The 13,927-nt window shown below is 38.8% G+C and carries 11 protein-coding genes and 2 riboswitches; of the genes, 5 read left to right on the top strand and 6 right to left on the bottom strand.

Annotated elements, in window-relative coordinates; all coding sequences use genetic code 11:
• Positions 1–23: 23 nt before the first annotated feature.
• Together LCP48_RS12620 and metA are read left to right on the top strand one after the other, a co-directional pair.
• On the top strand, positions 24–758 hold the full coding sequence (locus LCP48_RS12620) for a hypothetical protein (RefSeq protein WP_009371713.1): 735 nt from the start codon (positions 24–26) through the stop codon (positions 756–758).
• 325 nt (positions 759–1,083) lie between these two features.
• Positions 1,084–1,195, top strand: a riboswitch (SAM riboswitch).
• A 123-nt stretch (positions 1,196–1,318) separates the two neighbouring features.
• Positions 1,319–2,254: a homoserine O-acetyltransferase MetA gene (metA, locus tag LCP48_RS12615; RefSeq protein WP_004227915.1), complete on the top strand. Its 936-nt coding sequence runs from the start codon at positions 1,319–1,321 to the stop codon at positions 2,252–2,254.
• A gap of 39 nt (positions 2,255–2,293) precedes the next feature.
• Here metA and LCP48_RS12610 read toward each other — a convergent pair whose 3' ends face one another.
• The 6 genes from LCP48_RS12610 to plsY form a co-directional block, all read right to left on the bottom strand.
• Positions 2,294–3,442, bottom strand: coding sequence for a GerAB/ArcD/ProY family transporter (locus LCP48_RS12610; RefSeq protein ID WP_009371712.1), 1,149 nt, complete (start codon positions 3,440–3,442; stop codon positions 2,294–2,296).
• A 31-nt stretch (positions 3,443–3,473) separates the two neighbouring features.
• A complete protein-coding gene (locus LCP48_RS12605) occupies positions 3,474–3,707 on the bottom strand; it encodes a hypothetical protein (protein WP_004227917.1) in 234 nt (77 codons plus the stop codon).
• Positions 3,708–3,711: 4 nt separating this feature from the next.
• Positions 3,712–4,911 (bottom strand): Ger(x)C family spore germination protein, encoded by a 1,200-nt coding sequence (locus LCP48_RS12600; RefSeq protein ID WP_225340242.1) that lies wholly within the window; start codon positions 4,909–4,911, stop codon positions 3,712–3,714.
• 25 nt (positions 4,912–4,936) lie between these two features.
• A complete protein-coding gene (locus LCP48_RS12595) occupies positions 4,937–6,481 on the bottom strand; it encodes a spore germination protein (RefSeq protein WP_404805405.1) in 1,545 nt (514 codons plus the stop codon).
• A gap of 187 nt (positions 6,482–6,668) precedes the next feature.
• Positions 6,669–6,959, bottom strand: coding sequence for a HesB/YadR/YfhF family protein (locus tag LCP48_RS12590; protein ID WP_004227919.1), 291 nt, complete (start codon positions 6,957–6,959; stop codon positions 6,669–6,671).
• Positions 6,960–6,978: 19 nt separating this feature from the next.
• Positions 6,979–7,581 carry a glycerol-3-phosphate 1-O-acyltransferase PlsY gene (gene plsY / locus LCP48_RS12585; protein WP_009371708.1) on the bottom strand — a complete coding sequence of 201 codons (603 nt, stop codon included), beginning with the start codon at positions 7,579–7,581 and terminating at the stop codon, positions 6,979–6,981.
• A gap of 564 nt (positions 7,582–8,145) precedes the next feature.
• Between plsY and parE the strand changes: the two genes are divergently transcribed.
• The 3 genes from parE to LCP48_RS12570 all read left to right on the top strand — a co-directional run bounded on the left by parE (position 8,146) and on the right by LCP48_RS12570 (position 13,927).
• Positions 8,146–10,122: a DNA topoisomerase IV subunit B gene (gene parE / locus LCP48_RS12580; RefSeq protein WP_004227922.1), complete on the top strand. Its 1,977-nt coding sequence runs from the start codon at positions 8,146–8,148 to the stop codon at positions 10,120–10,122.
• Entirely contained in the window at positions 10,119–12,557 is a 2,439-nt protein-coding gene (parC, locus tag LCP48_RS12575; protein WP_202340949.1) for a DNA topoisomerase IV subunit A, read from the top strand. Before parE ends, parC begins: the two co-directional genes overlap by 4 nt.
• A gap of 108 nt (positions 12,558–12,665) precedes the next feature.
• Positions 12,666–12,776: riboswitch (TPP riboswitch) on the top strand.
• Between the two features lie 155 nt (positions 12,777–12,931).
• The gene (locus tag LCP48_RS12570) at positions 12,932–13,927 is read left to right on the top strand and encodes an ABC transporter substrate-binding protein (protein WP_216486820.1); all 996 of its coding nucleotides are present in this window, start codon (positions 12,932–12,934) and stop codon (positions 13,925–13,927) included.

Below are 13,927 nucleotides of genomic sequence, written 5' to 3'. Positions count from 1 at the left end.
TATATTGCGAAGGAAGTGACGTAGTGAATAAACTTAAAATGACGCTTTTTTATAGTCTATCAACTGTTTTGATAGTATATTTTGGTGGGAGTATAATATATGGCTTCATTAAAGAAAAAAAAGAGCAAGACAGAGTTGAATATATTGAATCTCTAAATCCTACAGAATTGTTGGTTTATGAGGTGAAAAAAGCCGAGGAAAATGAAGATTTTATAGGGATGAAAGATTTAATAGAAACATATTACATAAAAGAATCAGAAAAAGATTTAAACATATTCAATAATTCTTTGAAAAGTGAGGATTTTGATTATGTCACACAGCAATATAATACAGCGTTAAATCAAATATACTTCACTGAAAACGATGATAAAACTTACAATTTAAATGAAATTATTAAGAATTTAAACACAAAAGATGCCATGCTTGAAGATGGATTTTCAGAGTACTCGAAAATAATTGAAGAAATTGTAAATAATGATGTTTCTAAAAAATTATTCACAGAAGAGTACAATCAAATCAAAATTGCATATGATAAAAATATGGAAGAATTTACAGCAGAATTAGATAAAGAAATAGAAGAGAAAAAAATCTATGATTTTATGGAAGATAAATTTAATCAACTAACAAATTATGGTGATACATATGTTCCAGAAATACATGATCCGCAAGTAGCTGAACTTGCAGCTAGAGAATTTGGTATCACTGCTGAAAAAGCAAATGCCATTTATACTGAAATAGCAATGAATATGTATAAATAACTTAGGGGGAGTTTCCCTCTTTTTTATTTCTAAATGTTATACACTTCTTTTATTCAGAAGTATAAGATATTGAAGATTACATAGATTTTATAAGTAGTGGAATAAACGAATAGGCAATTGTAATACTCCCATATTAAAACTAGTTAGATTCATACAATATTTCATAATTACGGCATGTTTACCATAAATTTTAAATGTAGAAACACCCCATATAGCAAGCTTAGTGTACATCAAATGAGCAAGGAACATGCACATGAATCACAAAATATTCTATGAATTATTGATATTCTAACTAGTTCGTGTTACAATTCAAGATAATTAAATAATCTTATCAAGAGAAGCTGAGGGATTTGGCCCGATGACGCTTCAGCAACCTCTAACAATTGTTAGAAAGGTGCTAATTCCAGCAAAGGATTTTTTCCTTTGAGAGATAAGAGTGGACGTGAAAAAAATCCTTCTCATTCTATCTCGTATGGAATGAGGAGGATTTTTTAATTTCGTTGCATCCTACGCAAGCAAGGTTTGCTAAAAGAGAGTGATTAGAGAGAGGGGAAAGCAAGATGCCAATTAATATTCCGAAAAATTTACCAGCTGGAGAACATTTACGTGAGGAAAAAATCTTCGTCATGGAAGAAGATCGTGCGAAAACACAGCAAATCCGTCCATTAAATATATTAATATTAAATTTAATGCCTGAAAAAGAAAAAACAGAGCTCCAATTATTACGTTTATTGGGGAATACACCATTACAAGTGAATATTACCTTTTTGAATACAGCCACACACGAGTCTAAAAATGTGAGTAAATCCCATTTGCAGCTTTTTTACACAACGTTCAATCAGATTCGACACCGCCGCTATGATGGTATGATTATAACTGGTGCGCCAGTAGAAAAAATGGCTTTTGAAGAGGTCAACTATTGGCAGGAAATTTCAGAAATTATGGATTGGTCTAAAAAGAATGTGACATCTGTGCTACATATATGTTGGGGGGCACAGGCTGCATTGTATCATCATTATGGCATTGGGAAGGTTGAGCTTTCTGCTAAATGCTCAGGCGTCTATTCCCATGTGATTACAGATTTAACTGTAGATTTGGTACGTGGCTTTAGTGATTTATTTACTGCGCCCCACTCACGCTATACATCTGTTTCGATTGACGAGGTTCGCAATCATCCAGATCTACGATTATTATCCTATTCAGAGGATGCTGGGGTATTTATTGTACAATCAAAAGATAATAAAAATATTATGATTACGGGGCATCTAGAGTATGATGCGACAACGCTAGCCGATGAATACAGTCGCGATGTGGCGAAGGGCATAGATATCGCCGTTCCTGTAAACTACTTCCCGAATGACGATCCGACACAAGTGCCGATGAATACATGGCGTGCCCATACGCATCTATTATTCTCTAACTGGTTGAACTACTATGTTTACCAAGAAACACCATATGAATGGGATTTTGTAGATGAAATCGAATATCATATTTAATTAATAAAAAGTCTAATTTCTTTTTAAGCATAGAAGAAATTAGACTTTTTGATTGTCATTTTCTGTTTCCTGCTGAGGTGTTTCGTTATTTTGAGCTTTGGATTTACGATTTCGAATAACTACCACAATCAGCAAAAGTATGGGTAATAAAATGGTGAAGATAAAGGAAAAGATTGGCCAAATTTCATTATTATAATTTGTAGAATGCACAATATCTGGATGAGCAATTTGAGAAAGTCCAATGACAATTATCCCCATCGGTATAATGAGTGGGCGATGATCCTTGATCTTTAAAATTTGTGCGAGGCCAACAACGGTCGTATAGAAATACATAAATGTACGAATATATATAGACGTAATCCACATAAATGCCATAATGATTTCAATGCGCTGTAAAAAATTACCTATGGATATTCTTTGGGCTAAGGCATAGCTAGGAAATGTCCTTGATGCTGTGTTTTCAGGACCTAATACAAGAATCGATAGGACAATCAACGTAACTAAGACGATTCCGCCAAAGATTGCCCCAATATATAGCCCTTTTTGTGCAGACTGCTGTACATTGACGCCAGTAGGATAGAGCATCAATAATACAATTAATGGAAAGGAAAAGATACTCATAAAACGTGCAATACTATAAAACATAGATGCTTTGGTCGCTTCTAGTAGAGGCTGAATATTCTCAAATGTAATTTGAGGGGTGATACTAAGGACGAAAAAAATAAAAATAAAGATAAACAATGGGAAGAGGATTTCTGCCGAACGGGCAAAGGTCTCAATCCCTAAATAAGCGGCATACATAATAAGGATACTGAACAGTAGGGCAAATGCTAATGTCGGTGTCTCTGGCATAACTTCCGTTTTCATGAAAATACCGATAAAATAGAGTAATTCTCCAGCGGAAAGAAAGGTCATAATCAGGAAACAAATCGCTGTGATTTTACCAAGAAATCGCCCAAGAATTTTTTCATTGGCCTCAATAAAGTTTAGGGATGGTGTTTGATTGGCCAGTGTTAAAAATAATTTTAGGACCAGTAAACTTAGGAGAACACCAATGCTTGCCGCTATCCAAGCATCTTGCTTTGCTGCACCAGTAATACTCGAAGGGATAATTAAAATCGCTGTACCGATAGAATAGAGGAAGGTAACGATCGTAAACTGTCTTGAACTAATTATCTCTTTTTCCATCTAGTTACCCTCCATTTCTCAATCCATCCTTCTATTTTGTGAATGACACAATGTAATCCCTAATCGGTGTGAAGATAAAGGTAATCAAATCTAATGGGCTAGGAATATGGATTTTAAGGGCAATCCCCATATTTAAAGCCGTTCCAATAAGTAGCAAAAAGGAGAATACAATCATGGCTTTTCTATCCTGTTGCTTTTTTAGCTTTGGAATAAAAATAAGCGCAACAATGATTGCAATAATCAAGATAGCTACGGCTAGTACCATCTCATTACTCCTCCTTTGGCTTGTTTAATAATGAATTTTGCATCGTACCTGAACCTTGGGTTGTTACCTTTACATGAACAGCCACTGCTAAATCTGGAAAAATGGAAGTCCAGTCATCCTTGATTTTTTTCCACTGCTTTGGATCTGCCCGATGTAGGGCATCCCCAAATCCAAAAACATCGACTTCATATTGCTGTTGAATTTTCTCTACAGTTTTTTCAATGCGTTCATCAATCCCCTGGGCTGTTTTTTTATTAACGTAATCAATCGATTTATTTTTGGTAAGATCGATAACACATTCGACCTCTCCAACATTCTGCTCTACATTAATATGGACATCGATTTTCGGTTTCCCGTTTTTAAATGACCCTTTCACCTTTGTAGTGGATTGGGTGATTTCAGTAGACAAAGTCCCTTTATTAGGACAGGCGATGATTTCTATCGTACTTTGAATTTTGTCATTAAGAAAACTAATACTTTTGCTTTCGCTCTCAGTCAGTAGCCCTATATATTTATCGCCTTTAAAGACTGCTAAACCTGTATAACGTAATAGCACAGGTGTTTTAACACGTTGCACATTTGTTTGATCTACCCCTAATTTCTTATCGCCATGAACTTCAATAGCAGAAATTAACGCCCCTTTATGCTTATTGCTTAATGTATTGACTAATTCATCAATATTAACAGCTATCGTGGAGCCCCAAGCCTTCTCAGAGACATCAAGAGAATTTAACATTTTATTAGCAGGAACTTTTTCGATGGGTGTTAGTACATTTAATACTTCCTTTGCTGTTGCATCGTGAGACATAATGACGTCGAAATCCTTACGAAATTCATGGTCCCTTACAATTAAATCAAGTGCATCACTCATGCCTTCTTTCGCGAGATCTTCCCCTAATACAACCACTTGAAGGTGGGCAAAATAAGGTTTTCGTGCTGCAATAGTCGTCATTTTGCGAATGGCCTCAAAGATGGTTTCACCTCTCGAATGATAGCTAACGACAGGTGAGCGTTGAGTGGAAGCTTGTCGCACTGAGACTTCACTAGGATCGACAATTTGAACTGTAATTTCATATTCCTCATCTATTTTGTCAATGCCTAGTGCTACCACAATGGCTAATTCATTTAATTCTCGCTTACTCCAGCAACCACTTAACAGTAAAGTGAGGATACATAGTAAGCAAATCCAGTTTAATTTTGCCATATTCTATTCCTCATTTATCCTGAAGTTATTTCCTGCCTTTTACATTTGTATAGTTATGTCCTCTAACAATATTTTTTTGATTGACTAAACGAGGTCGTGTAAGTAATTTTCTACGCGGGAACAGCACAAATGCATCCTTCTGATCCTGTAATACCAACGGTGCGAATGGGCTTAAATAAGGTACACCAAATGAACGAATGCTACATAGATGAAGAGTAATTAGCATAATGCCAAACATTACACCGAATAAACCAAACATAGCAGCTAAGATCATTAATGGGAAACGTAGTACACGAATCGTATTCGATAAGCCATAGGCAGGGAATAGAAAGCTACAAATCGCTGTTAAGGCTACAATAATTACCATTACAGCGGATACGACGCCTGCATCAACTGCTGCCTGTCCAATAACTAAAGTACCTACAATGGATACCGCAGGACCGATTGTTCGAGGCATACGAAGTCCAGCTTCCCTTAAGACCTCAAAGGCAACCTCCATAATAAGCGCTTCTACTACTGCAGGAAAGGGTACGCCTTCCCTTTGTGAAGCAATGCTAATTAACATGGGTGTCGGTAGCATTTCCTGATGAAAGGTAGTAATCGCCACATACAAGGATGGTGCTACTAATGCTAGACTGATACCAAAGAAACGCAAGATACGTACAAGTGAGCTAATCATCCAATGCTGATAATAATCTTCTGCTGATTGTAAAAAGGATGTAAATAGCGCTGGAACGACTAAGACGAAAGGTGTGCCATCAACTAGAATCGCCACTTTGCCATCTAATAATTCACCTGCGATGACATCAGGACGTTCAGAGTTGTAGACGGTTGGAAACATAGAGTTTTTTGAGTCTTGAATAAAATCCTCAATATAGCCACTTTCCAGAATGCCATCAATATTAATACGATCTAATCGAGCCAATACCTCTGCGACGATTTTGTCACTGGCGATGCCATTTATATACATCACTGCTACATCTGTTTGTGTCACATCTCCGATAACGCGTGATTTTATCCAGAGATTCGGACTTTTTATTTTGCGACGAATGAGCGCTGTATTCGTACGCAAGGTTTCCGTAAAGGATTCCCTCGGTCCGCGAATTACGGATTCCGTCGATGGCTCTGTGACAGCTCGATCCTTGGCACTTCTAGTACTTGTCACAATCCCTTCGGCAAAGCCATCTAATAAAATAACCGTTTCACCATTGAGAATGGCATTGTAGAGTGTTGTGAAATGCTCAATATTCGTCACATCGCCTACCGTTAAATAGGAATTCCGAACATATTGATTAATGGTTGTTATTTCAATATCTTGTTCTTCTTCAATATTTGCCATCAGTTTATCGATAACAGAATCAGAAATAGTCGTTTTATCCGATAAGCCATCAATGGAAATAATGGCGAGGCTATGGGGATCAGTTTCTCCAATGGCAATTTCCCGTATGATAATATCATTACTATGCCCTAGTGACTGTTGAATGATTTTTATATTTTTAGATAGGGAAGTATACAATAAATCGTTCGTTGTATGGGATGGGGAGGTATCGGTATGGTTAGACATGGACATGTGTTTTCCTCCTCAATTGGTGGTTCATTACCTTTAGAATGGACAATTTTTTTGAGAGATAAACGAAAGAGATATGAAAAATCTAGCTATTTGTGGCAATATCACATTCCTTGCGACTTTTGTGTGTCTTGTTTTGGAATAAATAAAAAACAGTCTGTCCTTTCATTTATTGAAAGGACAGACTGCTTTATGTACGATAGTCGTATTGTAATTCATCTTTACTTGTATCAACATCAACATGTAAATTGTGATCGTTAAAGAACCAAAGATCTTTCTCATCAATATAATAAATAACACCATCAATTTCTGTCTGCACACCTATGGCAATAGGTTCCTCACGTGTCATGCCTAGTGAAAAGCCTTCATGAAACGGACTTGAGCCACCATAACGTGCATAAAAACGGATTGTATCACCAGGTTCAACTTCCATTTCATGTTTGAACCATTGTAGGGCTTCATCTGTCAATGCAATATTCATTTCAAATGCTCCTCTCTTCCTACAGCCATTTTACCTTTGGTTCGGTGCCGTTTTTAATACGAGCAATATTGGCACGGTGACGATAAATAATAAAGGTAAATAAAAAGGCTACCAAGATGCCTAATGCAAAGTCACCTGTAATAAAATAATAAACGATTGCATAGATAAGCGCTACTAAAGCGGCTATCATTGATGTTAAGCTGACGATTTTTGTGAGTTTTAAGGTCACAATAAAGGTAATAAATAGTAGGACAAAGAGTGGCCAAGAATAGCCTAATAATACACCAGCTGATGTTGCCACAGCTTTCCCACCACGGAAGTTGGCGAAGATCGGGAACATATGACCGATTACGGCGACAAGCCCCAGTAATAAAGGGTGGAGTGTAGTATCAGAGAAAACAGGAAGTGTCACGAGTAAGACAGCGGCAGTCCCTTTTAGGACATCCATCACCGTAACAATAATACCAGCCTTTTTCCCTAATGTTCTAAAAGTATTGGTTGCACCAAGATTACCGCTCCCGTGTTCACGAATATCGGTATTATAAAAAATTTTGCCTATCCATAATCCAGAAGGTATAGAGCCGATTAGATAAGCACATAAAATAATAAGTCCATTGATGATCATAGTTGGACTCCTTTCATTCATAGTCCATCACTTGGTACTAATAGTTTGTAACAAGTATTTTACACTTTTTCTTGCTAATCTACAATGTTATGAAGGAGATTTCATCCGAAGTCTTGAATCAATACAAAAGAGAATCTATTAGCGAGGACTAGGCTTTTAGACATAAATTTGTAGGAAGCACTAAAACCTTTATAAAAATATAGGCAAAATGGCAATTTTGTCAATCGTTCATTCCTTTGGTAGAATAGAAGTCTAACTTTATCCTGTTTAATCACAAGACACGAGGTAGTGTGCTTCTATTTGCAAGCATCACAACTATATTTTGCAACTTAGTAGGCTTCAATGCGTCAAATGATGATGGAAGCTAGAAGCAGTCTGTCTTGCTCAAATACCAATTTTAAGCAACTGTTGAAGATGTTTACTATTAATAAAAATAATCAAAACTGTGAGCAATTTTTAAAATTTTATTGGACCTGTCGCTAGCTATTGACAGGAAATGCTATTATTATTAGGATGAGAACATAAATAGAACATGTGTTTGTTTTTTGGAGGGGAATTTTTTTGACGAATAAACAGTCACCTAGCGTCTATAATGATGACGCTATACAAGTATTAGAAGGATTAGAAGCGGTACGCAAACGACCTGGCATGTATATCGGTTCGACGGATGGCCGTGGACTTCATCACCTTGTGTATGAAATCGTAGATAATGCGGTAGATGAAGCACTGGCTGGCTTTGGATCTCATATTATTGTCACAATTCATAAAGATCAAAGTATGAGTGTACGCGACTTTGGACGTGGGATGCCAACCGGTATGCATAAAATGGGCAAACCGACACCAGAAATTATTTTTACTGTGTTACACGCTGGTGGCAAATTTGGTCAAGGTGGCTATAAAACAAGTGGAGGTTTACATGGTGTTGGTTCTTCCGTTGTGAATGCGCTCTCAACATTTTTAGAGGTGACAATTCATCGCGATGGTAAAAAGTATCGTCAACGCTTTGAGCATGGAGGACAGCCTGTCACAACACTTGAAAATATTGGGCAGACCAAGCAGACAGGAACGCTTGTTCATTTCCTACCAGATGAAACAATTTTCTCTGTCACAAAATTCAATTATGATACGTTAGCAGAACGATTACGCGAATCAGCCTTTTTATTAAAGGGCTTAAAAATTGAATTAATTGATGAGCGCGAGGAGGGCAAGAGCGATGTGTTCTTTTATGAGAATGGCATCGAGGCTTTCGTTGCGTATTTGAATGAGGAAAAAGATGTCCTTCATCCAGTAAAATATGTAGAAGGCGTACAGGATGAAATCGAAGTAGAGTTCGCTTTCCAGTATAACGATGGTTATTCAGAAACGATTTTATCATTTGTTAATAATGTCCGTACACGTGATGGTGGTACACATGAAACGGGTGCAAAGGCAGCATTGACACGTGTCTTTAATGAATATGCAAGAAAAATTGGCTTGTTAAAGGACAAGGATAAAAACCTTGAGGGGACAGATATTCGTGAGGGCTTAGCAGCGATCGTGTCTGTTCGTATTCCAGAGCATTTACTGCAATTTGAAGGACAAACAAAGGGCAAGCTTGGGACAAGTGAGGCTCGTTCTGCCGTGGATAGCGTAGTGTCTGAGCAAATTTTGTATGTGCTAGAGGAAAATGCAGAGTTATCAGCTTCTCTTGTTCGTAAAGCGATTCGAGCGCAGCAAGTGCGTGAAGCAGCTCGTAAAGCGCGTGAGGATGCACGAAATGGCAAGAAAAACAAAAAGGGTAGTACGATCCTATCTGGAAAATTAACGCCAGCTCAGTCACGTAATGCGGCAAAAAATGAGCTGTATTTAGTCGAGGGTGATTCTGCGGGTGGCTCTGCTAAACAAGGTCGTGACCGTACATTCCAAGCGATTCTGCCATTGCGCGGGAAAGTAATCAATACAGAAAAAGCCAAACTACAAGATATTATGAAAAACGAAGAAATTTCAACGATTATCCATGCGATTGGAGCAGGTGTTGGTACGGATTTTGCGGTGGAAGATTCTGCCTACGATAAAGTAGTCATCATGACCGATGCGGATACGGACGGGGCACATATTCAAGTCTTGCTATTAACATTCTTCTATCGTTATATGCGTCCACTTATTGAGTCTGGGAAGGTCTATATCGCACTACCGCCGCTTTATAAAGTCTCAAAAGGTACTGGAAAAAAAGAAATCATTGAATATGCTTGGACAGAAAGCGATTTACAAAAGGCCATCAAAAAGGTTGGCAAGGGTTACATATTACAGCGCTATAAAGGTCTTGGCGAGATGAATGCAGACCAACTATGGGACACAACGATGAACCCTGAAACACGGACATTGATTCGTGTCACAATCGAGGATGGTGCACGTGCGGAGAGACGTGTCACGACGTTAATGGGCGATAAGGTAGAACCACGTCGTAAATGGATCGAAGCCAATGTAGACTTCGGTATGGAGGATGATTCTAACATTCTAGAGAATGAATTCATCCAACAAGAGGAGGACCAAGCATGAGTAGTACAGAAAAGTTCCAAGATTTACCGTTAGAAGAAGTGATGGGTGACCGTTTTGGTCGCTATAGTAAATATATTATTCAAGACCGCGCGTTGCCTGATGCACGTGACGGTCTTAAACCAGTACAGCGCCGTATTTTATATGCGATGTTTACGGAGGGCAACACACATGATAAGCCGTTCCGTAAATCCGCAAAAACAGTGGGTAACGTAATTGGTAACTATCATCCGCACGGCGATAGCTCTGTGTATGAAGCGATGGTACGGATGAGTCAGGACTGGAAGGCACGTCATATGCTCATTGAGATGCACGGGAACAATGGGTCAGTCGATGGCGATCCTCCAGCTGCGATGCGTTATACAGAGGCAAGACTATCTGCTATTGCTGCTGAAATGCTACGAGATATTGGCAAGAAAACGGTCGAGTTTGTGCCAAACTTTGATGATCAGGATATGGAGCCAACTGTTTTACCAGCACGTTTTCCTAACCTTTTAGTCAACGGCTCTACAGGGATTTCCGCTGGCTATGCGACAGATATTCCACCACATGCCTTAGATGAAGTACTGGATGCTGTGTTGATGCGCTTAGACAAGCCCAATGTTACTGTAGATGAATTAATGACGGTGATGAAAGGGCCTGATTTCCCAACGGGTGGCATCATTCAAGGTGTTGATGGCATTAAAAAGGCGTATGAAACAGGTCGTGGTAAAATCATCGTCCGTGCACAAGCAGTTGTTGAACCAATCAAGGGTGGTAAAGAGCAAATTGTTATCACTGAGTTACCATATGATGTAAATAAAGCGAATCTTGTGAAAAAAATTGATGAGCAACGTGTAGATAAACGACTAGAAGGCATTGCGGAAATTCGTGATGAATCAGACCGTACAGGCTTACGAGTGGTAATTGAGCTGAAAAAGGATGTACCAGGACAAGGAATTTTACAGTACTTGTTTAAAACAACGGATTTACAGGTAGCTTATAATTTTAATATGATTGCCATTCATAATCGTCGTCCTACGATGATGACATTACCATTATTGCTAGATGCGTATATTGCCCATCAAAAAGAAGTGGTAACAAACCGTTCCATTTATGATTTGCAAAAGGCAAAGGACCGTTCTCATATTGTAGATGGATTAATTAAAGCTCTTTCTATTTTAGATGAAGTCATTGCGACGATTCGTTCTTCTAATGATAAGAAGGATGCAAAGCTTAATTTACAAGAGAAGTTTGATTTTACAGAAGTACAGGCAGAGGCTATTGTAAGCCTGCAATTATATCGATTAACGAATACGGATATTACAGAGCTTCGTCAGGAACAGGACGAGTTAGATAAGTTAATTGCGAAGCTAGAGGGGATTCTACAAAGTGAGGCTAAACTTGTGCGTGTTATTAAACAAGAGCTGCTTGATATTAAGAAACGCTTTACAGAGCCTCGCCGCTCGAAGATTGAGCAAGAAATTGAAGAAATTAAAATTACATTGGATGTCCTTGTGCCAAGTGAGGAGGTTGTCGTAACAGTAACGAAGGATGGTTATATTAAACGCACATCCACACGTTCTCATGCCGCTTCAAATGGGCAAGATTTTGCCATGAAGGATTCAGATTATTTATTGTATGAAGCAAACTTAAATACACAGCACCATCTATTGCTGTTCACAAATCGAGGCAATTATATTTATCAGCCTGTTCATGAGCTGCCTGATATACGCTGGAAGGATCTCGGCCAGCATATTTCAAGTATTGTCCCAACAGGGGAAGATGAATCGATTATTGCGGTTTATGGCTTCGAAACATTTGAACAGCCAAATACGTATGTCTTCACAGCCACAAAAGATGGTCAAATTAAGCGCTCACCACTCGCAGACTATGCAGTGACACGTTATTCAAAGCCTATTAAAACGATGAACGTCAAGGCTGGTGATGCGATGATCTATGCCTCGTTTGTAACAGATGGCGTGGAGCTGATGCTCACAACGGATACAGCCTATGCGATTCGTTTCCCAATGGAGGAACTACCTGTGACAGGTGTGAAAACAGGCGGTGTGAAAGGGATCACACTAAAAGATGGAGAAGCCTTAGTTGGCGTCAATGTATTACAGCCTGATGTTACCCAATATGTAGTGATTGTGACACAGCGTGGGGCCGTGAAGAAAATGAATGTCGCTGAAGTTGAAGTAGCAGGTCGTGCAAAACGTGGACTAAAAGTATTAACGGAGTTAAAAGCTAACCCTCACCGAATTGTGGCAGTTGTTCAAGCAACAGACGGGGAGCAGGTTGTGATTGAAACTGAAAAAGGTGTTCAAGAGGTGATAGACGTGCAAGCATTGTCTCGTGCGGATCGCCATTCCAACGGTTCATTTAAAGTGGATATTGCAACAGATGGGGCAATCTCTCATGTTGTCACAGCCAAAAAAGAACAGAAACCAAGCTAAAAGAATGCCCAGTCTCTTAGGAGTGCTGGGCTTTAAGCTCTTTTCAAAAATAGCACCTTGTCATTTAAGTGAAACTATGGGTATAATAATCATCGAAAAGTTCATAGCGAAAGAATGTAGGGGGGCTAGTAATTGCTAGCTGAGATTGTGTCCGAAAGACGCTGACCCTTTGAACCTGATTTGGCTCGTACCAGCGTAGGGAACATCTATTCAAAAAAGCAAAGTTTTGAAGATTGATTGCGATACGTCTGGGAGGAATCCTAGGCGTTTTTTTATGTTTCGAGCAACAACTTGCCAACATTGTATATACGCTTTCTTTTGGTGACAACATTCATTCATGAACACTTTCATATTACAAACTGGGAGGCTTTTGCATGAAGAAATGGTTATTTATTTTAATGGTAGCACTATTAACATTAGCAGGCTGTAGTGACAAGGAGGATAAGCAGGCTGTTGACAAGCTGAAAAAGGTGTCTGTGGTACTGGATTGGACGCCGAATACAAATCATACAGGACTATATGTTGCGAAAAAACTCGGTTATTTTGAGGAACAGGGCTTAGATGTTGATATTATTATGCCTGGTGAGGCGGGCGCAGATCAGCTTGTTGCTTCTGGCAAGGCAGATTTTGGCGTGAGCTATCAGGAAGGCATAACACAGGCACGAGTACAGAATGTGCCGCTGGTCTCAATCGCAGCAATTATACAGCATAATACATCTGGCTTTGCTTCTATTGCTTCAAAGGGCATTACATCGCCAAAGGATTTTGAAGGTAAAACCTATGGTGGTTGGGGTTCGCCATCAGAGCAAGCCGTCTTACAATCACTCATGCAAAAAGAAAAGGCAGATATTAATAAGCTAGATATTGTCAATGCAGGGGATTTAGATTTCTTCACAATGATGGAAAAAGACATTGATTTTGCTTGGATTTATTATGCATGGACTGGTATTGAGGCTGAGCTACGTGGGGAAAAGATTAATATGCTATATCTTACAGAGTATAGTGATCAATTAGATTATTATACGCCCGTTTTAGCTACAAATGAAAAAATGATACAGGACAACCCCGATGTAGTCAAAGCCTTTGTGGCAGCGGCAGCGAAGGGCTATGAATACGCAATTGAAAACCCAAGTGAAGCGGCGGATATTTTAATCGAAGCGGCCCCTGATTTAGATAAAGCGTTAGTGCATAAAAGTCAGGAATGGCTGGCTGATAAATACCAGGATGATGCCAAGCAATGGGGAGAGCAAAAGCTTTCTGTGTGGGAAAATTATGCGAAATGGATGTCTAGCAATCAAGTACTAGAGGGCGAATTTGATGCGAAAAAAGCCTTTACTAATGAGTTCTTACCTAAAAAGGAGGCCAAATAA

It is taken from the genome of Lysinibacillus capsici, from assembly GCF_020217405.1.
Lineage (GTDB): Bacteria > Bacillota > Bacilli > Bacillales_A > Planococcaceae > Lysinibacillus > Lysinibacillus capsici.
Note: the sequence above shows the minus strand (reverse complement) of the source record. Positions and strands in the feature narration are given on the sequence as shown.